The following is a 25,234-nucleotide window of genomic DNA, read 5'->3' on the forward strand; positions in this document are numbered from 1 at the left end:
GGGTGGTTTTTCATCTAAATCCAAAGCAGCCAGTAAGGTCGATGCTAATAATGCTAACTAAGGGAATCTAATGAACAAGGCTGTCCAAATCCGCTTCGATGAATATCCAGAAAATGCTCGTATTCGCCTTGAAGAATTGCGAAGCCTTGTTTTTCGAATTGCTGCTGAGCTGGAGTTGGGCGATGTTCAAGAGTCTCTCAAATGGGGAGAGCCAAGTTATAGCGTCAAAATCGGCAGCCCGCTGAGAATGGACTGGAAGTCAAACTCACCGGACCATTATTATTTGTTCTTTCATTGCCAAACTAAGTTGGTTGATACCTTTAGAGAGTTGTATGGTGACGTGCTTGAGTTTCAAGGCAATAGAGCCATAGTGTTATCGTTATTTTCGCCTCTACCAGAAGCCACTATTAAGCACTGTTTAGAGCTGGCTTTAACCTATCACCAACGTAAACATTTGCCACTTCTCGGGGCGTGAAAGCTTCACATAACAAGTGACTTCTTATCTCACTTACAGCCATTTTCCACATATTAGACGCTATGTTTAATGCGCTTTTTCAAAAACTATAACCATTTTCATCTGCCTCAAAAGTTTTTATGCGTATACTAGCGGCTCATTTACCGGTTTAGGATCATATATGTCACTTCTGTTTGAAGAGCTGGACAGCCAAGAATCACCATTGGGTGAGATTTCCCTTCGTAAACGCCGCATTCCAGCCTTGGGCGATCGTGATATTTATGAAGTAAAACTCGGCGATGAGTTTTTGATGTCGAGTATGTTTGTCGCAGCGGAAGAGGCTTTGTCTACACTGGGCTTGGCGAAGGTGCAAGGCGAGCAGCTTAACGTCGTCGTGGGTGGTTTGGGTCTGGGTTATACTGCGGTTGCAGCATTGGCAGATGAGCGTATTGCCGAGCTATTGGTGGTGGATGCGTTAGAGACGGTGATTCATTGGCATCAACAAGAAATGGTGCCATTGGGGAAAGTGTTAAACGCTGACGCTCGTAATCGTTATGTATTAGGCAGCTTTTTTGACTTGGCTACAGCGCCTGATACCGGTTTTGATCCGCAGCATGCGGGTAAGAAGTTTGATGCGATTTTGTTAGACATTGACCATTCGCCAACCGAATATCTGAACCCTTCTAATGCTGGGTTTTATAGCACGGCGAACTTGTCTTTAATGGCGCAGCAGTTAGTTGATGGAGGCGTCTTTGCGATGTGGTCACAGAATCCACCGGAAGACGATTTTATCGCTTTATTGGCGACTGTGTTTGAAACAGTGGAATCTCACTTAGTGAAGTTTGAAAACCCTTTTCAGGGTGGCTTCGCTACCAACTCTGTTTACGTGTGCGAACGTCCGATTCGAAAAGCCTAATGGTTTTCAGTTGACTCTAAGGTTTTAGCAGATAAAAAAGGCCGATGTTATGAAAATAACATCGGCCTTTTTCATAATGAAACTTTAGTATTCTAACGCCATTTCAGCCATTTCAGCCATTTTCATGGTGTTTTCAAATGATGCGCAGCCAGCGATAAATAAGCCGTTATGACAGAACATGGCGTCGTCTAACCCAGTGACGTCTTGTAGTTCTTTGTCGGACAATCCGGCCCCATGGCGCAGGAAGTTTTTTGCGGTCTTCAAAGGAACTAAGCTCAACAGGGACGGTTTGTATGCGCCATTGCCCTGTTTGCGAAGGGTAAACCATAAACAATGCATCTTGTGATAGTCTAAGTACGGTGGTTTTCCACGGTGTGTATTGTTTTAATAAAAATTGGCTTTGATCTTTCTGTCTAAGCCAAGTTTGCGCATTTTTTCTGCGGTCAATAGTCAGTTAGGCGATAGCTGAGTCCAACCTTCTAATGGTTCAGCGATAATATTTAGAAACGAACTATGCTCAAAACATGTTGTGAGTTGTCTGCTGTGATTTATAAGGGAGTTAGAGTGTTGGCTCGACTTGATCGTATGTTCCTTAGTACAATATTTTCCCATTAGTCAGTGTGAAGTCTTTTTGAAATTAATTAAATTTCAGAAAGTTGAGAAGTGCTTACCTCATAGTCTTCTCTATACCGAATTGATGATTTTAATCGAATTAACCTACAGGCTTAGTTAATAAAAGGAATTTCAATGAGTAACAAAGTAATAAAGATACTTATATCTTGTATAACCTACCTGATATTTACATTTGATGTGTATGCAGAGCCTCTACTGTCACCTTATCCCAATGCAGAACTTCAGAAATCAGTTACTTTAGCGGGTGAAGAGACTCGCCTTTTAACAAAGTTTGATCCTACTGCAGAAAAGTCGCAACAATTTGAGTATAAAAAATTCATTGGAGATACAGCTCATTACTCTTATACGATAAAAAATGTTGCTTCGTTAAAAGTAACAAAAAATTATGAAAGTGCGTTAAGTGATGCCGGTTTTAAGGTGATTTATACATGCTCTTTAAGTGATTGCTATTCAGGAGATTCATATGATGGAAGTCGATTAATAGCTAAGAAATCGAGTTATTTTGAAGCAAGCAATCAGTTCCGACAACCGCACTATATTTTCGCTACAAAAGGAAGTGAACAGCTTGAAGCCGCAATTTCATTATTTGTCGGACAATATAAAAATAGCTCAAGAATTTTACTAACTACAGTGGATATCAAAGACATTGAAACAGGACTAGTCACTGCTGACTTTGATGCATTTAAAAAAAACAACGATATCAAAGTAACAAAACCTCCACGAAAAGATAAAGGGGGGTCGTCAGATCATCCGTTGATTAGTCGCTATCCTGGCAGTTATATTGAAGATTACAAGCAGGTTGATTATGAAGAATTTAGCATTCCTGTTGGTATTGTTGATACAAAAACGAAGACGATTCCAACGCTTGACGTTACCGGGGATTTAACCCAAATTACTTATGTAGTAAATAGGGTGTCGACGCTAAAAATTTATAATAATTATCTAAGTGCTTTAGTAAAAGAAGGATTTGAAACAGTATTCTCTTGTCAAAGGGATTCATGCAGTAATAATACTCGCAATAACAGAATCAGAGAGGATATTCAGAAATTAGGTGATAAACTGGCAGTACAACAAGCTTATAATTACTGGCGTCAGCCTCGATACCAAGTTATGAAAAGTACTGTTGAAGGGCAGACTACTTATGTAGCTTTTTTTATAGGAAACTATCAAGGTGACTCTCGTATTCAGCTTGTCGTAATGCGTACAGAGCCATTATTAACTGGATTGATAGAGACAAATAGCGATAAAGTGTTAGAGCAATTGGAGCAAAAAGGTAAAGCCTCAATCTATGGTGTGCTATTTGACTATGATAAAGCGGTCATAAAACCTGAATCTAAGCAATCGCTGGATGTTATTGCGCAAGTTCTGGAGAAAAATAAGGCATTGAGTTTGTACGTGGTTGGCCACACAGATGATAAAGGTTCAGCTGAGTATAATTTAGACCTATCTAAACGCCGAGCCGATGCAGTTGTTAAAGCGTTAATTGCTGATTATGGCATCTCTAAAACAAGGTTAATAGCTCAAGGAGTTGGTCCTTATTCTCCTGCAGCAACTAACAAAAACGAATTAGGCCGAGAGCTGAATCGACGAGTTGAGTTAGTTGAAATATTATCTGATTCTAAATGATCATATATATACATCCATATTAGCTAAATTACGCTAATATGGATGTTTTATTGATTTGATTAATGACTATTGCGATTAAAAGAGAATCAGAAAGTAGCATACAATCATTTCTTCAGGAGGGCGCTAAAGTATCGTATCAGAAGTGAATAGTTTAAATAGTCGCCCCTGAAAAACTCTCAACCTATTGAATCTAATGTGTTTTTATAAGGTAGTTAATACCTAAATCTTACGATAAATACGCCTTTAGACCTAAAAAGTTGCAGAATGGGTGAGTTTTATGAAACCTCGTCAGACAAAGATCGTCCCGCAAAAAGATTTGTTCCAACCTCAGCTCGTAGACATCATTAACCCCAATCATCCTTTAGTTTGACTGGCTAAGATCATTGATTGGAACCTGTTGGATAACGAATTGGGGGCACACTTCTCAACGGTTGGTGCAGCCGCGTTGCCAACACGTCTTATGGCGGGATTGCTGTATTTGCAGCACTTGCATAATTTGTCTGATGAGCTGGTGCTAGAGCAATGGCTTGAATCGCCTTATTATCAATATTTTTGCGGCGAAACCTTTTTCCAGCACGACTTCCCGTGCCATCCAACCAGTCTTGTTAAATGGCGAAAACGGTTAGGAGAAGAAGGCTGTGAATGGCTGCTTACCCAGACGATACAAGCAGGATTGAAACTAAAAGTCATCAAACCAGCGAGCCTAAAACGAGTCGTGGTAGACACCACGGTACAAGAAAAAAACATCACCTTCCCAACCGATGCCAAGCTCTACAACAAGGCTCGACAGCAGCTCACTCAGGTAGCCAAAGAACAAAACATCACGTTAAGACAAACCTACGACAAAGCCTGTCATGAGCTAATGCCAAAAATTGGACGCTATGGGCATGCCAAACAATATAAGCGGATGAGAAAAGCGATTAAGCAAGTCAAAGGCTTTTTAGGGAGAGTGTTGCGAGATATTGATAGACAAGTAAAACGACAGGGGTTAACACTCACCCAAAAACAGGAAGACACACTTAACCAAGCCTATCGATTACTAAAACAAACTCACCAGAGCAAAAACAAACTGTATAGCTTGCATGAACCTAATGTGGACTGCATATCCAAAGGCAAAGCGCATAAACGCTACGAATTTGGCGTGAAAGCAAGCATAACCGTGACAGCAAAAGAGTCCTTCATCGTGGGTGCAAGAAGCTATCCTGGTAATCCGTATGATGGACATACGTTGAAAGATCAACTTCAGCAAGTTGAAACCCTGACAGGAAAAAAACCGGAAACCTGTTTTGTTGACCGAGGATATAAAGGGTCGGGCGTGGAAGATATTAAAGTCTTGGTTGCAGGTCAAAAACGTGGTGTACCCAAGAAAGAGAAGCCATGGATGGGAAGACGAAACAGCGTAGAGCCCATCATAGGGCATCTCAAATCGGATGGAAAACTCAGACGATGCTTTTTAAAAGGTGTACTAGGCGATGCGATCAACGTGATCTTAAGTGCCTGTGGCCAGAACTTACGTAAGCTACTGAAGTGGCTTTATTGCGCCCCATATTTTGGAGCCTTTTTAAGGCGATTATGGCTGAAAATAACTTTTATACTGGAAAGACCCAAAAATAGCATGGCGTTTCTTGCTTGAAACGCCATTATTCAGGGGCGACTAAATAACTTATATTGAAAGGCTAAGGTTCATAAACCTGATACTTAGAATTCATCTAGTTTAAAAATACTGATGTCATGAAAAATACATTGGTCTTTTTTATATCAAATCTCTAATAATCTAACGCCATCTCTGCTATTTTTTTTGTGTTTTCAAAAGAGGCGCAGCCTGTGATATACAATCCATTTTGACTGAACATGGCATCGTCCAAACCGGTGTCGTCTTTCAGTTTTCACAGGAGCCTAGTCGACAGGCGCGTTTTGTGTGCACTTTGTAATAATTAGCTCATATGGAATGAGTGGAGCGTGCTGCCTTTAATGCAGCGGTAATTATCGTTTCATCGTGTTTGGGAGCAGCGTTGTTCCCTTTCTTTTGTCTCAATGATGGGGATCTGCCATTTTTATTTTTCCTGTTGGTGACTGGTTAAATACCTTTTTAAAAGCATAACCAAATGCGCTTTCGGATGCGTAACCTACTGATTCTGCAACCTCTGCAACTCTCTTTCCCGCAATAAGTTTTTTACGAGCAATTTGCATACGCCACCTACGTAAATATTGAAGTTGTGGGATTCCAACACATGTTTTAAAGTGTGCTGAAAATGCTGACCGAGACATGCCTATTGCTTGAACAAGACTGTCTACTGTACATTTATGGTCTATTTGGTTGTGCATTAAATGCAATGCCGCCGCTATCTTTGAATCCCCTAATGCTCCCAGCCAATTAACGGGGTTATCATTTTGTCTATTAAGCAATGAATAAGCCCTCAGAAATTGTATAAGCAATATTTCAGCCAAATGTTGGCGGATTAAATCAAAACCAAACTCAGGTGTTTGCAGTTCTTGATCAAGAGTCTCAATCGTATTTTTCAAGTTTTGTGCGGTAGGGTTACTCGTGGCAACGAGAAAAAAATCGGGTAAAGCATCAATTAAGAGACTCGCATTCTCAATATCCAGTTCGAAGTCGGCGGCAAGCAATACTGTCTCACAGCCATTGTAATGTCCAATATTGTTATGCTTCCAATCAAACACACTTGCCGACTCCAGCGGAGTAAGTTTTCGGTCACTTGTAAGTGTTTAGGATGGAGAGTGGCAAAGTAAAAAAGTGTCGCCAGCCGACATCCAAACCGGTGATTCATCAACCTGAACCATCCAACAGCCCCCAGATAAAACAGTTACTAATTTTATAATGTCTCTTTGGGGAGCCGGAAAGACCAGTCACCAAAGGCTTCAAGTCGAGTACAACGAGTGGACTTCAAATCCACAACTGAAAAATGTCTGTCAGTATATCAAGCATGGTTTGGACGATTTAGAAGAATAAATGGATTTATACGTTATATGGTATTTCTTGTTTACCAATATAGTCAATGACTTCCATAAAGCATATCTAGGAGCTATTTGATGAGCATTGCAAATAAAGTCGTTGTTATTACTGGAGCGAGCAGTGGTATTGGTAGGGCAACCGCAATTATGTTGGCAAAGCAAGGTGCAAAGTTGGTGTTGAGAGCAAGAAGAGAAGAGCCCCTTAAAGCACTGGTTAGTGAAATTTCTGCTTATTTTCCAGAAGTGACTTACATGGTGACCGACGTGAGTAAGAAAGAGGATATGGAGAGTTTGGTTAATTTGGCCTGTTCGACGTTTGGCCGACTGGATGTGTTAATTGCTAATGCAGGGGGGCCAATTTCTTCGATGGATAAACTGCTGGTCGAAGATTGGGAGGCGATGATAGACATAAACCTTAAAGGTTATCTTTATGGTGTTGCGGCGGCCTTGCCAGTTTTTAGAAAACAAGAAACCGGGCATTTTGTCAGTGTCATTTCTACAGCGGGGCTGCGGATTGTTGCTGGTCAAGGGGTGTATGCAGGGACAAAAAATACGGTTAGAACCATTAACGAAGCATTGCGCATAGAAGCGGGAGCAAACTTGAGAGTAACTGGTGTTTCCCCTGGTTTTGTAAAAACACAGTTTGCGGATTCCATGACAGATCATGCTACGCAAGAAAAAGTCAAAGCCGCTATGGATACGATGGGAATGTCGCCTGATGCTATTGCGAGAGCGACTGCCATTGATCAACCAGACGATGTTGACGTGGGTGATATTGTTGTTCGTCCAACAGCACAAGCTTAGAGGTTGATAAGCATTTGGCCTAGGTTCTGTAGGATTGACTAAAAATAGATTGTTTTTTTATCAGCCCCAATTTTCACAAGATAACAAACGACCGAAATGAAAACCATATTGAAGTGACCCCCAATAGTTGGACAACCAATATCGGGGGGGCTTTTTATGTCAAATCTCTAATATTCTAACGCCATTTTAGCCATTTTCATGGTGTTTTCAAATGACGCGCAGCCAGCGATAAATAAGCCGTTATGACAGAACATGGCGTCGTCTAACCCAGTGACGTCTTGTAGTTCTTTGTCGGACAATCCGGCCCATGGCGCAGGAAGTTTTTTGCGGTCTTCAAAGGAACCAAGCTCAACAGGGACGGTTTGTATGCGCCATTGCCCTGTTTGCGATGGGTAAACCATGAAAAGAGCGTCTTGCGATAATCTAAGTACGGTGGTTTTCCAAGGTGTGTATTTTTCTAACACGATGACTCTTGGGTCTTCGGCTTTTTCAATGGCGTTGGCGACGATGGTTTTTGCGTTTACGCCACCGCTAGCTGCTGCTATAAAGCGAGTCAAGATGCGTGATGCAAAGGTAACGGCTTCATCAAAACAGGCGTCGAAATCGCCTTCTTCTTGCCAAGTCGGGTTAAACATGGAAATGGTTTGACTGAGGCTAATACCTGTTTGCACGCCTTCTACGTGTCCACAATCGATGGCGTCGATGGTGGAGACAAGATTTTTATCTAATGAATTCGTAACTTCTTTGTCACCTGCGCATATTTCTAGACCGTACTTTTGCCAAATTAAACCAAAAGATGAGAATGGAATACCGTTTTCTCGTGCGCCTGCACCGCCTTTTTGGTGGTGGTCAAAACGGCCTTGTTCTGCGTCGTAAATACCACCTACGTCAAGCACTATGTCGGCTTCGGCCATGACGTCTAGGTTACGTGTGCGTATTATTTTTGCAGACGGAAAAAGGTGTTTAAGCGCCGCTACGGCAAATACGTCGTCTGCGTGAAAGTTGCCATTGTGCGTCGCGATTACTTGAACTTGTTCGGTCATTCTACAGTCTCTTTTATGGATATCATGTCACTTAACAGCACACAGGTACTAAAGGTCGGGATTTTACTGGTTTTTGGTAGAGGGTAACACCGTTGATTGTAACAGCATCGAAGACAGGCTTGGGGAAAACCTTAATAACCGTTTGAAACACTGAATTTGTAGGGAAAGGGAAAAGAGAGTCTAGGTGTTGTTTTGGTTGTTGTGTATGTATTGTTTAGCAATATAAATAGGACTATGATCCCTACAAACCTTACTGTATCGGCCTTTCCGTTATGTTTGAGGTAACTGATTTAGGCCTTCTAATGTAATTTTTAGCGGCCAGATTTTGTTAACGGGCTTAAACATGGAAGCCCCTGACCGTTCTAGGTATTGTCAAATATCATTGGTTAAGTATTACACGTAGAAGAGATTTTTATGGAAGAGTTATTCGCTCAATTTTGGCAAAATCATTCCAGTACTATTATTACGCTGGGTTATCGAATTGTATTGGCCATTGTTATATTTATCGCCAGTTCAGTTATTGCAAAAGCAGTTCGCAAGGCAATACTAAATACAAACTCTAAGCTGCATAAGCTGGATGCCACTCTGACGCCGATATTTTCAACCGTTGTCAGTTATGCGGTTTATGTGATTGGTGGTGTGTTTATTTTAGATATCTTTGGGGTTAATACTGCCAGTCTTATTGCTTTGGTTGGTGCGGCTGGTTTGGCTATCGGTTTAGCTCTGAAGGATACATTAAGCAATATTGCTGCCGGGATTATGTTGCTTATATTACGACCTTTCAAAGCTGGCGATTTTATTGAATTCGGCTCGACACAAGGCGTGGTGAAAGAAATTAATTTATTCACCTGCGTTTTTGAAACCGTTGATGGTTTATACATTGCTTCTCCAAATAGTGTCTTGTGGGGGAACAATATTAAGAACTTCACGCGCAATGGTAAGAGACGAATGGATATTGTTGTCGGTATATCTTATTCGGATTCGATTGATGTCGGTTTGTCTGTGTTGCAAAAAATTATCGAAACTGAGTCGCGACTCTTGGCGGAGCCTGTTCCTCAGACAATGGTGGTTTCCATGTTGGACAGCTCGGTGAATATTCAGCTTAGAGCTTGGGCAAATAATGATGATTATTGGCCGACGTACTGGGATTTAAACAAGCGAGTAAAAGAGTCGATAGAAGCCGCTGGCTTGACGATTCCGTTCCCTCAGCGAACCTTGCATGTGGTTAGTGAGCAGGGCGCTCGTGCGTTGAAAGAGACCAAGTGATCGTGATTTCATAAGGGTTGTAGTTTGTAATGTTAGCTACCCAAAAAAAGTGTTTTTTGGGTAGCTATGTTTTGTGTTGGCTTATTGCCAAATCTCCACTCGATTGCGGCCTTTGTCTTTGGCGCGATATAGCGCCTGGTCTGCCAGTCGAAGCAAGTCTGAATAGTTTTCTACCTGATGTGAAAATGCTACGCCCATGCTGACTGTCATTGTGAGATCAGCCGCTATACCACTATAGTCGTAGGTTTCAATACACTGACGTAGATTTTCACAATAAGCTGCCACATCGTCGTAGCTCATGCCTTTGACCATCAGCGTAAATTCTTCACCGCCCCAACGAGCAGCGTGTACTTTTTGATCATCAGCAAGACGCTTTAGTTGCTCGGCGAGTGCTTTTATCGCTTTGTCTCCGATCAAGTGAGAGTAATGGTCATTTATTCTTTTGAAGTGATCGATGTCCATAATAATCAAGGCAAGTGTGATATCTTTTGACTTTGCTCGAATGAATTTCTCGCTCAGCCATTGATCAAAAGCTCGACGATTCGGTAATCCTGTTAATTGGTCTTCATTGGCCTGGCGTTGAAAGTCTTCTGATTGTTGGCGCAAAGCATAAGTTTGTTTCTCAACCAGCGCTTTTAGTTTTAGCTCGCTTTGTTGTAGTCGGTGTAAGCGCCATTTTATGCCACTAGCCAACAGTATTAAAACCAAAATTACTAAGCCTATTTGTACTTCTAAACGCTGCCAAAAATGAGGTGAAATGGTGAATTCATATACCTCATCTGCATTATTCCAATCACTGTAAGGGTAACGCGCACTGACAAAAAACTGGTATTTACCTGGTGCTAAATTGGTGTATTCGGCAATCGTGTTCTTGCCTCTAGAAGCCCATTTTTCTTCAAAACCAGCTAACTTTGTTCGATATTCAATGCGGGACGACAGAATATATCCTAAGCCTGCATAGTTAAATGACACCCGATTTGTGCCCGCAGGTAAGATGTTTTCTTGATTGGCCGTTAGCTCGACGCCATCAGCTGTTATGGATTCTATGGCGATGGGTAAACGAGTGGTATTTTTTTGCGATACACTTGAGCTATCTATCATGGCAACGCCCTTAGCTGTGGCAAACCATAGTTTGCCATTTTCCATCGCCACAGCCGCAGGGTTAGATCCTCCATTTGCTTGTGCGCTGGCTAGCCCATCGCTTTCAGAGAAATGCTCAAAAGATATCTCTTTTTGTCTTCCTTCAGCGACGGCATGTGCTGCATAGTAATCGATTCTCCAAATGCCGCGATTACTAGTAAGCCAGAGACCGTTTGTACCGTCGTAAATGACTTGGAATAATTTATCGATAGGCAACCCCGAGCGTCGTCCTACCAAACCTAGTTGTTCATTTTGTTGGTTATAACGTATTAATCCGCGATCTGTGGCAATCCAGACGTAGCCTTTTTCCACCCAGAAGCCAAACGCATATTCAGCGTCCTCGAGAGTATGAATTGGCACACTTTTAAAGCCATTTTTGGTCAATTTAGCCACACCAACGCCCGTTCCAACCCAGATCTGGCCACGGTCATCTTCCGCCAATGCCATAATATAATTGTCAGGCAAGCCATTATATCGAGTAAGTACTTGTTGTTGTCCGGAAGCGTCTTGTTTAATCAGTCCATTGGTAGTGCCGATCCATAGATTCCCCTGAGAGTCTTCTAAAATAGATCTGACTTCATCACTGGGTAAGCCATTTTTATGATCCAACTGAGGTAATAGCCCGTGGTCTTTCCAAAGCATGAGACCATTGAGATAGGTGCCAACCCAAATTCCGCCGTCGCGGCGCTTGGCAAAACTAAGAACTGAAATAGGGTTGCTGTTATTAGGTAAGGCATTCCGGGCTATATTATTACTGATAATACTCAGTCCTTCACTTGAACCCACCAAAACGGACTTATCATCAATGTCGATAACGCTACGGACATAATCGCCTATGAGTCTATGTTTCTTGGTCCAAGTGCTAAAAGGCGCTTTACGTAAACGCATCAAGCCGTTATTAGTACCAATCCAAATGCTGCCTTCAAAATCCTGCAAGATTGATAGGACACGATTATTTGGTAAGCCAGATCGCGTATTGAGCCTTTCTAAATGATTATTCGTTAGTCTGATTAAGCCGTTTTTTATCGTACCTAACCAGAGGTTGTTTTCATCGTCTTCCACTAAAGTAGTAATAGCTTCTCCAGCTAGACTTGGGTGCAATAGCGTGGCGCTTTTATCGCTAATGAAGTAGGCACCTCTTTCTGTGGCCACTAATAGTTGACCATTATGTGTTTCCAGCATGGAATAAACGTGTAGGGTTGGTAAATTATATTGCGCTAACACTTCTAATTTACTTTGCCCATTTACCTGAAATAAACCTTTGTTTGTGGCTGCCCAAATTCGGCCTTTACTGTCTTCCAATAATTTATTAGCACTAATGTTTTGTAATATCCAAGCTTCCTCGCTCACAGCATTTTCAGTACTCGGCTTGGCTCGATGAAATACTCCCAAGCCTTCAACGGCTACCCAAAGGTCACCTGAGCGGTCTTTTATTAAATGGTTGATCATACTCGGAGCGGCAAAATGTGGCTGCCAAGTATTGTCTTTTCGATAGGTAATTCCGCCTTTGACGCCAGCAACCCACAAGCCATTATTGGTATCAGAAACCAAGGCACGAGTTCCGGAATCAAGAATACCTTTTTCTTTTGAGCGTTCATAAAAACGAAAATCACGGCCGTTATAGCGTGCAACGCCTTCCCAAGTTGCAAACCATAAATAACCGTCGGATGTTTGCGCTATGGCATTGATACTATTGTGCGGAAGTCCTTCGTGGGTTGACCAAACATCTTTGAAATAATCAGAAAGTGGAATAGAAGAGTTAGCATGAGCTAAATGAACCGCGCAGATCATCAGAATTCCCATTATCACTTTTGACGAATGGATAAGCGTCATTTTTCCCTCATACTTATAAAAATTAGTAACATCAAGTTTGCTTGTGCCCATTATTGAAATATATTTTTTAATAGGGGGCGCATTCATAGTTTTACTTTGCTAGTTTTACTATGAAATGAATGTTCATAATGGGTAATAACAAACTTTAGTAAATTGGCTGGATACTATCATAAAGCGTTTTACTGAAATGTTTCCAAATGTTACTGAGAGACGATAATGCCTTAAAACTAAGGGGTTAAGTCTAATTATCGACTGTGTTTTGTGTTGTTTTTGGTATTTTAGAGGGAGCTATAAATTCTGCTTATGGGTAGTGCTTGCAATAAAGGGAAAATATTGTAGTTATCTTTTAATAAATAACAGTAAAGACGAGTTTTAATGATCACCCATCTTTACTATTCGGATTAAAGAATTAGTAACATTTAGCGCCTTTGTTTTGTTGAATCAAGGATTCATAAATTGGCATATTTTGAGGTAAATTAGCTTGTAAGTTTTTAATGCGGTTAGCATTTGAGGGATGGGTAGATAGCAACTCAGGCGTTTTGCTTTCTCCGCCAGCACTCATATTGCGCCACAACTGAACGCTTTCGCGAGGGTCAAAGCCTGCTTTTGCCATGTATTCTAAACCAAGCAAATCGGCCTCAGACTCATGGGATCGGCTAAAAGGCAAAATAATACCGATTTGTGCTCCAAGACCCAGTGCTTGGAATATCGCGATTTTTTCTGGTGACTCTTCACCGCTTAATTGGTAACCCAGCGCTAAGGCTTGGCTGGTCGCTAACTGAGTTGAGACTCGTTCATTGCCGTGCCTTGCGATTACATGGGCTAACTCATGACCAACCACCGCGGCCAACTGAGATTGATTTTCTGCCACTTTTAATAAACCAGTATAAACGCCTACTTTGTAACCTGGCAGAGCAAACGCATTGACCTGATCATCGTTAAACAACACCACTTCCCAGTCTTGCTTGCGGTATTTATCTGGTAACACTGCAATCAATGAGTCCGCCACACATTGTACTTGCTCACGCAACTTTGCATCTGATGATGCTGGTGTTTCTTTCTTCATTTCCGTAAAAGACTGAACACCCATTTCATTCATCTGGCTATCAGGCAACACCGCAAACTGTTTACGGCCCGTCGGTGAAGAGCTACAACCCACCATTACAACCAACGTCGCCGCCAGAACTGCTTTAAAAGAAACCTTCATAAACACCATGATAAAACCGCCTTTAAAAAAACTGCCTAGACTGTTGAGCTTGACCGCCATTATAGAGAAGGGCTTTCACAAGAAGCAAATGGGGGCTTTTCCAAACCTAGTCATTGTAAGAACGAGATTTAAATGATAAAAATATTCCCATGAATCCTTTATTAAGTTTTTTTCAATACAGCGCCTCTACCACCACGACCGCAAGGTTGTTTGGAGGGTAGCTGCTATTTGATAAAAAAGCCCTCTGAGCGAATCGCCAGAGGGCTTTTTTATGTCTATACCTTGTTGTTCGCTCAGAGTATTTCACTAAAAATCTTTCGTTAGGAGAAAGGTATGAAAACTCATCGCGAACTTGCGGAACAACTCGATTTATTCCATTCAGAGCAACAAGCCCCAGGAATGCTATTTTGGCATCCCAATGGCTGGCATTTGTTTCAAAATATACAAGAGCACATGCGACGCTGTTATCGTCAATATGGCTTTAAAGAAGTGCGTACACCTCAGTTAATGAAAAAAGAGCTATGGCACATATCTGGTCATATGGATATGTACGCTCAAGATATGTTCTTTGGTAGCGAGCAAAATGGCGAGCAAGAATACGCTTTAAAACCTATGTCTTGTCCTGCTCATATATTGATGTATAAACGCGGCGTACACAGCTATCGAGACTTACCACTGAAGCTATTTGAATTTGGTCTAGTGCATCGTAACGAATCATCCGGTTCATTAAATGGTTGTCTAAGGCTTCGTCAGTTTACTCAAGATGATGCTCATGTTTTTTGTGCTTGGTCACAGGTGAAGCAGGAAGTTGGCCAGTTTCTTCAACGGGCAAAACAAATTTATAACGACTACGGCTATCAGGCGCTAGAAGTCAAAATTTCTACTCAACCAGAGAAAGCATTAGGTGACGATGCATCGTGGCGACGTGCGGAAGACATACTTAAAGAAGCCTGTCAGGCAGAAAATGTTCCCTTCGACATTCAAGTTGGAGAGGGCGCGTTTTACGGGCCAAAAATTGAGCTGGCATTACAAGATGCCGTGGGACGAATTTGGCAATGTGGAACAATACAACTGGACTTCAACTTACCAGATCGTTTCGAATTAGAGTTCGACAATGAACAGGGCAAAGCGGAGCAACCTATTATTCTACATCAAGCTGTTTATGGCTCGATTGAACGCTGGATTGGTATATTGCTCGAAGTCTCACAAGGTGTACTACCTGAATGGATTCACCCGCAACCCGTGGCATTAGTTTCAGTTAACGATTCTGTTTTAGATTACGCCAATCAGCTAAGAGCAGAGCTAGAGCAACAAGGCATCAATGTCTCATGTGAATTTGGTGATCACTCGGTTGGGCGTAAAATTAAACGCAGTTTCGAACTGAAAATCCCCAACATTATCATAATAGGAGAGCAAGAAGCCCAAGCGGGAAAACTCACAATCCGCAGAGGCAAACACATTGAAATGATCAACAAGGAAGAACTGATTTCCTTCCTTAAAGCCAAACAAAATTTAAGATAAAAGGAGCAAATTATGACCAGCGAAACCAGATAGGCCGCCAAGCAATTGGCGGCCTTTTTCTTATTGGGTTGGTTAAACGTTGAAAGAATATCGCAGTGTTTGTTGTAGTTACATACTAAGCTTAGACTTTGTTAAAAAATGATGAACATGCGTAAACGCAAGAGAAAGACAAATGGATAAAAATACAAATGGATAAAAACACAAAAACCAGCACCGACAATGGCAAGCAACCAAATACCGACAAGGATACGAAACTGAAAACACTTCAAAGTCTTATTCAAGAGGGCATCGATAGTGGTGAAGTTGAGTATAGCTATGATGAATTGATGAAAGAAATGGATGGCGAATTTTAGGTGTTACTTGGAGTGTTGGGGGGCCAATCAAAAATAGGTTCTCATTACACCATTGATTAGCTACGAAGAAGTCAGTTCGACGCAACAGCGTTGCGCGACCTTATGGAGTTTCAGAGTCAGTTAAAAATATCCTTCCTAAAACAGCAAAAACAATCTATGCCTTACGGTATAAATCGTCTTGCTAAACATGTCATTAAATAAAATGAGTGAGACGTTTGGGCGAAAGCCAGATAAAGAGACCTTTTGGTTACTTTTGCGGATCTGGGCAAAAGTTACACGCCCAGCAGGGCGGAATAGACTTGCAGCTCAAAGCTATTGAGAAGAAACAAATATACTTGATTACCCAAAGATGCATCTTTCTCTTGGAAGATAAGAGTGGATAGGTACTGGATGAAATCCACAAAACCTCTGGCACTTCTTTCAAAAATCACTGTCTATTCACTACCGAGCGTATTTTTCCTTTATGATAGTCGCCATTAGAATTTGAATTAAACTTGGAACCAGACATTATGAGCAACACTCCCGAACACAAACCACGTCCAATGATTGACCTTATTGTGAGTGTCATCTTGCCATCGGTCATTTTAATGAAGTTGAGTGGTGAAGATAAGTTAGGTACGACCGGTGGTTTGATTGCCGCGCTGGCGTTTCCCCTAGGTTGGGGGATTTACGAGTTAATTAAGTACCGCAAGTTTAACTTTATCGCTTTGTTGGGTTTGGTGAGCGTATTGCTAACCGGCAGTATTGGCTTGTTTGAGTTGGACAATAAATGGTTAGCAATTAAAGAAGCGGCGATTCCTGCTGTCATTGGTATTGCCGTTTTGATCTCGACCTTTACGCCTTATCCCTTGGTGCGAGCAATGTTCTTCAATGCTGCGATCATGGATGTCGATACCATCAAGCAAAAGCTAGAAGAGAACAACAGTACCGCAATGTTCGAAAAGCGCTTAATGAAAGCCACATACTTTATCGCATGTTCTTTTGCCTTCTCTGCAACGATGAATTATGTCTTGGCGAAGTGGATCGTCACCAGCCCAGCGGGTACGGAAGCGTTTAATGAAGAACTAGGTCAAATGACTTTATACAGCTACCCAATGATCGCCATTCCATCGATGATCATGCTAATGGCGATATTTTATTACCTGTGGCGTAGCATCCAAAAAGCCACTGGATTAAAACTCGAAGATTTAATAGTTAAGAAATAACCCCATCCTCTGCCATTCCCTTGAGAAAGGGGATGGCCCATTCTGTACTGTGCTTTTTTATGGCGGGTAAACGTTATCCGATTAGCTTGCGCTGAATTAAAGGAAGGAATAACTAGCTAAGTGCCTAAGGCGGTTAGCTTGTCGCATTCTACGACGAAGTAAAAGATAGAAAGTCGCTTTTAGTCTACCTCTAGTCGTTTCCAGCCACCTCCCCCCTGTACCGAAAAATTACACTGAGTTCATTGATATTTTACCAATTTGATAGGTAAGGAAGAACAATGAACGCAGCAGAGCTACACGATAAGTCCATTATTATTGACGGTTTGATTTGTGCTAAGTGGAATCGCGAGTTATTCGAAGATATGTCTAAGGGTAAATTGACCGCAGCAAATTGCACTGTGTCATTTTGGGAAAACTTTGAAGGGACGGTTCGCAACATTGTTGAAATGAACCAGCTGATCGAAGCAAATAGTGATTTGCTTACAAAAGTTTATACGACGAAAGACATTCACCGTGCTAAAGCCGAAGGCAAAACTGGTGTGATGATGGGCTTTCAAAATGCTCATGCGTTTGAAGATCAAATTGGTTACGTACAAGTATTTAAAGACCTTGGCGTTGGTATTGTGCAAATGTGCTACAACACACAAAACTTGGTGGGTACAGGCTGTTACGAACGTGACGGTGGCTTGTCAGGCTATGGTCGCGAGATCGTGGCGGAAATGAACCGTGTCGGTATGTTGTGTGATTTGTCTCACGTTGGAGCAAATACGGCGAAAGAAGTCATTATCGAATCGAAAAAACCTGTCGCATACTCTCATTGCTTGCCATCGGGTTTGAAAGAACATCCTCGTAATCGTACAGACGAAGAGCTTAAGTTTATTGCCGATAACGGCGGTTTTGTTGGTGTGACTATGTTCGCTCCTTTCTTAAAAGCCGGTATTAACGCAACGATTGATGATTATGTAGAAGCAATTCAATACATTTATAACATCGTTGGTGAAGATGCGATCGGTATTGGTACTGACTTTACTCAAGGTCATGGACAAGATTTCTTTGAATACCTTACACACGATAAAGGCTATGCCCGCCGTTTAACGCGCTTTGGTGAAATCATTAATCCACTAGGCATGCGTACTGTGGGTGATTTCCCGAACTTGACAGAAGCCTTATTGAAAAGTGGCTTTAGCGAGCGTCAAGTAGTGAAGATTATGGGTGAAAACTGGGTAAATCTTTTACACGAAGTTTGGGGTGAGTAAAGCGACTGCTTTACAGGATTTGATCTTAACGAAAAGAATTTAAGGAATTAAACATGTCTACACATGCTCCAGAAATGCCAATTGTTGTTGATGATGAAACCGGTGTTTGGACGACAGATGCACTACCTATGTTGTATGTGCCTCGTCACTTCTTCGTGAATAATCACATGGGTATTGAAGATGAAATCGGTGCTGAGCGTTATGCCGAGATTCTTTATAAAGCAGGTTATAAGTCTGCTTACTTTTGGTGTGAACAAGAATCTGAGTGCCATGGTATTTATGGTGAAGAAATTTGGCACCATTATTTAAAACGTCTTTCACAACGTGGCTGGGGCTTCTTTATTACAGAAGAGCTAGACATTGAAAAAGGTACAGCAAAAGTACGTTTAGAAAACTCCGCTTTTGTTTACCACTACGAAAAAATTCACGGTAAAAAAGTGAACCGAAAAATAGACTACATGTTTACCGGTTGGTTTGCTGGTGCGTTGGATCAAATCTTAGAAAGTAAAGGTTTGGCCACTCGTACTAAAGCAGTTCAAACCCAGAGCGCAGCCGAAGAAGGTTGTGATGTAGGTTATTTCCAAGTTTCTCCACTTTAGATCTTTTAATCAAAACTTAAATGTATGAGGTTGCCACGGGCAGGTGGCAACCAACACAGTAAAAGTTAAACGTCGTTTCCAAGAAGGCAGGATGTTATGTCCCAGTATGATGCGTTGTTCGAGCCCCTCAATATTAATAAATTAACCATCCGCAATCGTATTGTCAGTACGGCACACGCTGAGGTGTACGCCACTGATGGCGGCATGACAACTGATCGCTATGTGAAGTATTACGAAGAAAAAGCCAAAGGTGGCTGTGGCTTGTGTATTTGTGGTGGTTCAAGTGTTGTTTCTATAGACAGCCCACAAAGCTGGTGGAGTTCAGTGAATTTGTCCACTGATCGAATTATTCCACATTTTCAAAATCTTGCTGATGCAGTTCATAAGCACGGCGGGAAAATAATGATTCAGATTTCTCACATGGGACGTCGTTCTCGTTGGGATGGTGAAAACTGGCCTAACCTAATGTCTCCTTCTGGTATTCGTGAGCCGGTTCACCGTGCGACCTGTAAAACCATTGAAGTTGAAGAAATGTGGCGCATCATTGGTGACTTTGCTCAAGCAGCACGTCGTGCCAAAGATGGCGGCTTAGATGGTGTAGAACTGTCTGCTGTTCATCAACATATGATCGACCAGTTCTGGTCTCCACGCGTAAACAAACGTACCGACGAATGGGGCGGAACGTTTGAGGGGCGCATGAAGTTTGGTATGGAAGTGCTAAAAGCTGTTCGTGCCGAAGTAGGACCAGATTTTGTTGTGGGTATGCGTATCACGGGTGATGAGTTCCATCCTGATGGCTTGGGCCATGAAGAAATGAAAAAAATTGCTCAATACTACGATGCGACTGGCATGGTGGATTACTTTGGTGTGGTTGGTTCTGGTTGTGATACTCACAATACCTTAGCTAACGTTATTCCAAACATGAGCTACCCGCCTGAGCCTTTCTTGTACTTGGCAGCTGGTATCAAAGAAGTGGTTAAAGTGCCGGTTATTCACGCACAAAATATCAAAGATCCGAACCAAGCTAAGCGTATTATCGAAGCGGGTTACGTAGACTTTGTTGGTATGACTCGTGCTCATATTGCCGATCCACATTTCATTGCCAAAATCAAAATGGATCAGGTTGATCAGATCCGTCAATGTGTTGGCGCGAACTATTGTATCGATCGTCAGTACCAAGGTTTGGATGTTTTGTGTATCCAGAATGCGGCAACATCACGTGAATACATGGGCTTGCCACATATTATTGAGAAAACCACAGGCGTTATTCGTAACGTGCTAGTTGTAGGTGGTGGTCCTGGTGGATTAGAGGCGGCTCGTGTTGCAGCAGAACGAGGCCATAAAGTGACCTTGCTTGAGAAAGCTGATGAGCTAGGTGGGCAGTTAGTATTTGCTGCTAAAGCGCCTCAACGTGATCAAATTGCGGGTATTACTCGTTGGTTGGTTATGGAATTAGAGCGCTTAGGTGTTGATGTACGTTTGAATACATCAGCGGATGAGGCAATGGTTAAAGAATTGAATCCTGATGTGTGTATTTTAGCAACAGGTGGTCGTCCATTTATCGATCAGAATGAAGAGTGGGGCGCTGAAGAAGGCTTGGTTGTTTCTTCTTGGGATATTCTGAGTGGTGCTGTTGAGCCAGGTAAAAATGTCTTGGTATACGACACTATTTGTGAGTTCTCTGGTATGTCTGCAGCGGATTACCTTGCATCAAAAGGCTCTTTGGTAGAATTGGTCACAGATGATATTAAACCTGGTGTCGGGGTGGGTGGTACTACTTTCCCAACTTACTATCGTTCTTTGTACGAGCGAGAAGTGATCATGACATCCGATATGCTGCTAGATAAAGTGTATCGTGAAGGTAATAGCTTAGTCGCAGTGCTTGAAAATGAGTATACAGCACAGAAAGAAGAGCGTGTCGTTGATCAGGTAGTCATTGAAAACGGTATTCGTCCAAATGAAGGCTTGTATTACGCGCTGAAAGAAAGCTCACGTAATAAAGGACAAATTGATAACGAAGCTTTATTTGATATCAAACCGCAGCCTGTACTAGACGGTAGTTCAGATGAAGGCATGATCTTGTGGCGTTTAGGAGACTGTGTGTCCCAGCGTAATGTTCACGCTGCTATGTATGATGCACTTCGCCTTTGCAAAGACCTATAAGAAGCGATAGTTGAGTTAGTAAAAACAAAGTTAAAAATGAACTTGAAATGCATGTCTAGGTAATACAAATACGAATTAGTATTTTGATTACTTAGAGCAAAGACCAATTTAGGTCATCATTTTTTGTTCATTTTTGCTTTGCTTTTAAATCGCTCATTCCATCTTTTCATGGTTTTTTTGTTTTCAATATGCCCGATGAATGAGGGTTTAAGATGATTCTTGATTGGTTACCTCCAACTTTAATTGGTGTTCTTCTTGTGCTAGCGGGGATTGGTGCGATCCGTCGTATGAATCTATGGCGTGCAGGTCAAGCTGAAAAAGTTGACTTTCTGGCTGGTTTGTTCGCGATGCCAAAGCGCTATTTGCATGATCTTCACCATGTAGTAGAACGCGATAAATATATGTCTCGTACCCACGTAGCGACAGGCGGCGGTTTTGTCTTAGCGATGGTGTTGGTCGTGTTTGTTCACCTGTTTGGCGTGAAAAGTGAGATTCTCGCTTGGGCCTTATTGGGTGCTTTGGTGTTGATGTTTTGTGGTGCTCTGTTCGTAGCAAAACGTCGTTTAAATCCACCATCTCGCCTTTCTAAAGGGCCGTGGATGCGTTTGCCAAAAAGCTTGCTGACGTTTTCTATTACCTTTTTCGTATTGACCTTACCTGCTGCTGGGATATTACCTGAGGGGTTTGGTGGTTGGGCGCTGACTTTAGTATTGTCTGCGTTGATCCTAATGAGCTTGAGTGAAATGCTATTTGGCATGACATGGGGCGGGCCAATGAAGCATGCTTTTGCTGGGGCTTTGCATCTTGCTTTCCACCGACGTTCAGAGCGTTTTGGTGGCGGTCGTTCTACCGGCTTAAAACCTGTTGATTTTGGCGATGGCGTGACCGTGAAAGCGGTACATGGTGTGGCGAAGCCAACAGACTTCAAATGGAACCAATTGTTAGGTTTTGATGCTTGCGTACAATGTGGTCGCTGTGAAGCCGTTTGCCCTGCGTTTGCAGCAGGTCAGCCATTGAATCCCAAAAAACTTATTCAAGATATGGTGGTGGGTTTTGCTGGTGGTACAGATGAAAAGTACGCTGGTAGTGCATACCCAGGTGTTGAGGTTGGTAATGCTAAAGGTGCGCCGAATCAGATTATTACTGATGGTTTGGTAAACCCAGATACACTTTGGTCTTGTACAACGTGCCGAGCTTGTGTTGAAGAATGTCCTATGATGATTGAGCACGTGGATGCCATTGTTGATATGCGTCGCTTCTTGACACTAGAAAAGGGCGATACTCCTAATAAAGGCGCTCAAGTATTAGAAAATATTATCGCTACCGATAACCCAAATGGTTACTCTCCAGCAAGTCGTACTCACTGGGCTGCCGATCAGAACCTTAAAGTAATGAAAGATGTAAAACAGGCTGATGTGCTGTTTTGGGTATCTGATGGTGCTTTTGACATGCGTAGCCAGCGAATTTTACGTTCTTTTGTGAAGCTGTTAAAAGCCGCGAATGTTGATGTAGCAATTTTAGGTGATGAAGAGCTTGATAGTGGTGATGTTGCCCGTCGTTTGGGTGATGATGCGGCTTTCCAAAGTTTGGCGAAACGCAATTTGGCCACTTTGTCGAAATATCGCTTTAAAACCATTGTTACGACAGACCCACATGCGTTTCATTGTTTGAAAAATGAATACGGTGATTTTGGTTCTGATGCGTTGAAAGACGTGGAAGTGCTGCACCATACGACATTTTTGAATCGCTTGATCAAAGAAGATCGCTTTAACTTGAACCCTCTTCAAGGCAGTAAAGTGACCTACCACGATCCTTGTTATCTAGGTCGTTACAACGGAGAGTATGAAGCGCCGCGAGAATTACTTGCAAGCTTAGGTATTGAAATCGCTGAAATGGAACGTTCTCGTTTCCGTTCACGCTGTTGTGGCGGTGGTGGTGGTGCCCCTATTACTGATATCCCTGGTGAACGTCGTATTGCTGATATGCGTATGGAAGATGTTACTAGCACTGGCGCAGACATGGTCGCGGTCGGTTGTCAGCAATGTACTGCTATGCTTGAAGGTGTCGTAGAGCCACGTCCAGTGGTAAAAGATATTGCTGAAATTCTTGCTGGGCAGCTAATTGAGGAGGCACACTGATGAGCGATTTATCATCAAAAGATAGCTCTTTAGATAACCTGTTTCGACGAGATCCTAGAGCTGAATGGATTGCACGTAACCGCTTGCATCCTTTGCATAGCGAAATGATGCAAGCTGGAAGTGGAGAAGTGCGCGGACCATCTGGTTTACTGCGTAAGAATCCACATGTCATTGGGTTTATTGGTCCAAACGGCATTAAGCGAATCGATAGGGCAAACGTGTCGTCTGCTGGCGCTGGCGGTAAAAAACGCTCAGGCGAAGCAAAAGAAGTACAGTTGCCTTTGCATACTGTCGAGAACCCAGATTTTTATATCATGGTTGTGGCAGATATGGTCGGCGGTCGTTTGACAGGTCACGATAAAGATATTCTTGGTTTGGCGCATCAGTTGGTCGCCAAACGCAATGGTGCTGTGACACTGGTGTGCTTTGGCGAAAATAAAGAAACTCAATGCGATCTAGCAGGTGTTGACCGTTTGATTCACTTAGAAGGTGAGCAGTATGACGGTTTTGCACCAGAAGCTAGGCTAGCTGTATTGCAGCAAATAGAAACACAATATAAACCTGTTCATTGGTTGTTTCCTGATAGTGTTCATGGCGGAATGGATTTAGCTTGTCGCTTATCTGCTCGATTGGATGAACGTCTTGCTACTCAGGCATGGCAAGTAAATGCTGAACAAACGGTTTGCCGTGGAGCGTCTGCTAGCCAAGATATTTTGCGTGAGACACCACGTATTCTAACTTTACTGGAAGAATGTGGTGATGCGATAGACGAAACTCGTCATCAGGTATTGCCAATTTCTGTTGATGGTGTTGAACAAGCATCTCCAGCAGTTGTTGATAAAGGCTTAATCGCTGTCGATTCAAATGCGGTGCCGTTAGCAGAAGCCGAATTCATTTTGTCTGCTGGTAATGGTATTCATAACTGGGATCAGTTCCATGGTGCTGCCGCTGCTTTGCGCGCAACAGAAGGAGCAAGTCGCGTTGCGGTGGACGATGGCTTTATGCCTCGTGCACGCCAAGTTGGTGCCTCTGGTACTTGGGTTACTGCTCGAGTTTACCTTGCTGTTGGTATCTCTGGTGCGATTCAACATATGCAGGGTATTGGTCAGTGTGACAAGGTAATTGCCATTAATACAGACGCGGGCTGTGACATGGTAAAACGTGCGGATCTGGCTGTTATCGCAGATAGTGAAGAAATTTTAGAAGAGCTTACTAAACTTGCTCAACAGTATGCATCATCTAAAGACCAAGGGGAGAAAAGCGATGCAGCCTAATATCAATGTGGTTTCTTTAGTGTCTGTAGGGCGCCATCCACAATCTGGTCGTGCTCGTCGTGCTGAACAAGATGGACGCGCAGTAGAACTGGGTTTAAAACTTGCAGGCAAAGCATTAACTGTAGTGCACGCTGGGAATGCGCAAGAGTCAGTGCTTCGACAATACGCAGGTATGGGGTTGTCGTCGTTAACGGTATTGGAGCAAGAGCGTCATTGTGATGCGTTGCCTATTCTTGTTTCGTTTTTACAAGATAAACATATCGATGTGGTGCTGACTGGTGTTCGTGCTGAAGGCGGAGAGTCATCTGGCATGTTACCATATCTGTTAGCAGAGCAACTGGGTTGGCCGTTAGTTCCTCGTGTGGCTGAGATTTTGAACGTGAAAGATGGTGAAGCCGAAGTGCTTTTGGCATTGCCGCGTGGGCAGCGTCGAGCTGTGACTGTTAAACTGCCTTTTATCGCCAGTGTTGATAACGCGGCGCAAGAAGCACGCCAAACCGCATTTGGTCCAGGGTTGAGAGCGGAGCTAAACGTTTTAAACGTGAATGCTGTAACCGATGAGGCTGCCAGTCAATGGCAGATTAGTACCGCGAAACCTCGCCCTAAGCGGATTAAAGTAGTTAAGGCAAAAACGGCCGCAGATCGAATGAAGGCAGCGACAGCAAAACCAGTCGGCGGTGGTGGTAAGGTAATGAAGGACGAAACGGCGGCTGAAAAAGCACAAGCGATATTTGATCTCTTATTAGAAGAGAAAGTGGTTCGCTAAGTGTGCGTTTAGGTATAAGCTATAGTCCCCGTTGGTTATTGATTGAACAGATTGTTTGTTTATA

General features: G+C 42.6%; 20 protein-coding genes and 1 pseudogene. 15 read left to right on the forward strand and 6 right to left on the reverse strand.

What is annotated here, in order from left to right:
* Positions 1 to 70: 70 nt before the first annotated feature.
* The gene (locus KDW99_RS07705; RefSeq protein WP_255828715.1) at positions 71 to 475 is read left to right on the forward strand and encodes a DUF1801 domain-containing protein; all 405 of its coding nucleotides are present in this window, start codon (positions 71 to 73) and stop codon (positions 473 to 475) included.
* Between the two features lie 160 nt (positions 476 to 635).
* The gene (locus KDW99_RS07710; RefSeq protein ID WP_255828716.1) at positions 636 to 1,370 is read left to right on the forward strand and encodes a spermidine synthase; all 735 of its coding nucleotides are present in this window, start codon (positions 636 to 638) and stop codon (positions 1,368 to 1,370) included.
* An 84-nt stretch (positions 1,371 to 1,454) separates the two neighbouring features.
* On the opposite strand, the gene KDW99_RS07715 is transcribed toward KDW99_RS07710, so the two are convergent.
* Together KDW99_RS07715 and KDW99_RS07720 are read right to left on the reverse strand one after the other, a co-directional pair.
* Positions 1,455 to 1,595, reverse strand: a complete 141-nt coding sequence (locus KDW99_RS07715; RefSeq protein ID WP_255828717.1) for an MYG1 family protein — start codon at positions 1,593 to 1,595, stop codon at positions 1,455 to 1,457.
* Complete coding sequence (locus tag KDW99_RS07720) at positions 1,537 to 1,824, reverse strand: MYG1 family protein (protein ID WP_370646898.1); 288 nt, start codon at positions 1,822 to 1,824, stop codon at positions 1,537 to 1,539. The genes KDW99_RS07715 and KDW99_RS07720 overlap by 59 nt, the downstream gene beginning before the upstream one ends.
* A gap of 293 nt (positions 1,825 to 2,117) precedes the next feature.
* On the opposite strand from KDW99_RS07720, the gene KDW99_RS07725 reads away from it, so the two are divergent.
* Positions 2,118 to 3,629: an OmpA family protein gene (locus KDW99_RS07725; RefSeq protein WP_255828718.1), complete on the forward strand. Its 1,512-nt coding sequence runs from the start codon at positions 2,118 to 2,120 to the stop codon at positions 3,627 to 3,629.
* 277 nt (positions 3,630 to 3,906) lie between these two features.
* Positions 3,907 to 5,262 (forward strand): annotated as a pseudogene (locus KDW99_RS07730) (IS5 family transposase).
* 398 nt (positions 5,263 to 5,660) lie between these two features.
* On the opposite strand, the gene KDW99_RS20530 reads toward KDW99_RS07730, so the two are convergent.
* Positions 5,661 to 6,311 carry an AraC family transcriptional regulator gene (locus tag KDW99_RS20530; protein WP_255828719.1) on the reverse strand — a complete coding sequence of 217 codons (651 nt, stop codon included), beginning with the start codon at positions 6,309 to 6,311 and terminating at the stop codon, positions 5,661 to 5,663.
* A gap of 369 nt (positions 6,312 to 6,680) precedes the next feature.
* On the opposite strand from KDW99_RS20530, the gene KDW99_RS07740 reads away from it, so the two are divergent.
* The gene (locus tag KDW99_RS07740) at positions 6,681 to 7,406 is read left to right on the forward strand and encodes an SDR family oxidoreductase (RefSeq protein WP_255828720.1); all 726 of its coding nucleotides are present in this window, start codon (positions 6,681 to 6,683) and stop codon (positions 7,404 to 7,406) included.
* A gap of 167 nt (positions 7,407 to 7,573) precedes the next feature.
* Here the strand turns inward: KDW99_RS07740 and KDW99_RS07745 are convergent, their stop codons facing one another.
* A complete protein-coding gene (locus KDW99_RS07745) occupies positions 7,574 to 8,449 on the reverse strand; it encodes an MYG1 family protein (RefSeq protein ID WP_255828721.1) in 876 nt (291 codons plus the stop codon).
* A gap of 414 nt (positions 8,450 to 8,863) precedes the next feature.
* Between KDW99_RS07745 and KDW99_RS07750 the strand changes: the two genes are divergently transcribed.
* On the forward strand, positions 8,864 to 9,715 hold the full coding sequence (locus KDW99_RS07750; protein WP_255828722.1) for a mechanosensitive ion channel family protein: 852 nt from the start codon (positions 8,864 to 8,866) through the stop codon (positions 9,713 to 9,715).
* A gap of 81 nt (positions 9,716 to 9,796) precedes the next feature.
* Here the strand turns inward: KDW99_RS07750 and KDW99_RS07755 are convergent, their stop codons facing one another.
* Complete coding sequence (locus KDW99_RS07755) at positions 9,797 to 12,688, reverse strand: ligand-binding sensor domain-containing diguanylate cyclase (protein ID WP_255828723.1); 2,892 nt, start codon at positions 12,686 to 12,688, stop codon at positions 9,797 to 9,799.
* 409 nt (positions 12,689 to 13,097) lie between these two features.
* Positions 13,098 to 13,904 carry a M48 family metallopeptidase gene (locus KDW99_RS07760; RefSeq protein WP_370646886.1) on the reverse strand — a complete coding sequence of 269 codons (807 nt, stop codon included), beginning with the start codon at positions 13,902 to 13,904 and terminating at the stop codon, positions 13,098 to 13,100.
* A gap of 324 nt (positions 13,905 to 14,228) precedes the next feature.
* Between KDW99_RS07760 and thrS the strand changes: the two genes are divergently transcribed.
* From thrS to etfB, 9 genes are all read left to right on the forward strand, one after another.
* Positions 14,229 to 15,416: a threonine--tRNA ligase gene (thrS, locus tag KDW99_RS07765; RefSeq protein ID WP_255828724.1), complete on the forward strand. Its 1,188-nt coding sequence runs from the start codon at positions 14,229 to 14,231 to the stop codon at positions 15,414 to 15,416.
* Positions 15,417 to 15,604: 188 nt separating this feature from the next.
* Positions 15,605 to 15,769 (forward strand): ribbon-helix-helix domain-containing protein, encoded by a 165-nt coding sequence (locus KDW99_RS07770; RefSeq protein ID WP_255828725.1) that lies wholly within the window; start codon positions 15,605 to 15,607, stop codon positions 15,767 to 15,769.
* Positions 15,770 to 16,278: 509 nt separating this feature from the next.
* Positions 16,279 to 16,974, forward strand: a complete 696-nt coding sequence (locus KDW99_RS07775; protein WP_255828726.1) for a VC0807 family protein — start codon at positions 16,279 to 16,281, stop codon at positions 16,972 to 16,974.
* Positions 16,975 to 17,252: 278 nt separating this feature from the next.
* Positions 17,253 to 18,230 carry a dipeptidase gene (locus tag KDW99_RS07780; protein WP_255828727.1) on the forward strand — a complete coding sequence of 326 codons (978 nt, stop codon included), beginning with the start codon at positions 17,253 to 17,255 and terminating at the stop codon, positions 18,228 to 18,230.
* A 53-nt stretch (positions 18,231 to 18,283) separates the two neighbouring features.
* Entirely contained in the window at positions 18,284 to 18,829 is a 546-nt protein-coding gene (locus KDW99_RS07785) for a DUF5943 domain-containing protein (RefSeq protein ID WP_255828728.1), read from the forward strand.
* Positions 18,830 to 18,925: 96 nt separating this feature from the next.
* Complete coding sequence (dgcA, locus tag KDW99_RS07790; protein WP_255828729.1) at positions 18,926 to 20,992, forward strand: dimethylglycine demethylation protein DgcA; 2,067 nt, start codon at positions 18,926 to 18,928, stop codon at positions 20,990 to 20,992.
* A 212-nt stretch (positions 20,993 to 21,204) separates the two neighbouring features.
* Positions 21,205 to 23,130, forward strand: coding sequence for a (Fe-S)-binding protein (locus tag KDW99_RS07795; RefSeq protein ID WP_304941380.1), 1,926 nt, complete (start codon positions 21,205 to 21,207; stop codon positions 23,128 to 23,130).
* Positions 23,130 to 24,404 (forward strand): electron transfer flavoprotein subunit alpha, encoded by a 1,275-nt coding sequence (etfA, locus tag KDW99_RS07800; RefSeq protein WP_255828730.1) that lies wholly within the window; start codon positions 23,130 to 23,132, stop codon positions 24,402 to 24,404. The genes KDW99_RS07795 and etfA overlap by 1 nt, the downstream gene beginning before the upstream one ends.
* On the forward strand, positions 24,394 to 25,170 hold the full coding sequence (etfB, locus tag KDW99_RS07805) for an electron transfer flavoprotein subunit beta (RefSeq protein ID WP_255828731.1): 777 nt from the start codon (positions 24,394 to 24,396) through the stop codon (positions 25,168 to 25,170). The genes etfA and etfB overlap by 11 nt, the downstream gene beginning before the upstream one ends.
* The last annotated feature ends 64 nt before the right edge of the window (positions 25,171 to 25,234 follow it).

The sequence above is a fragment of the Marinomonas rhizomae genome, assembly GCF_024397855.1.
Classification (GTDB): Bacteria; Pseudomonadota; Gammaproteobacteria; order Pseudomonadales; family Marinomonadaceae; genus Marinomonas; species Marinomonas rhizomae_A.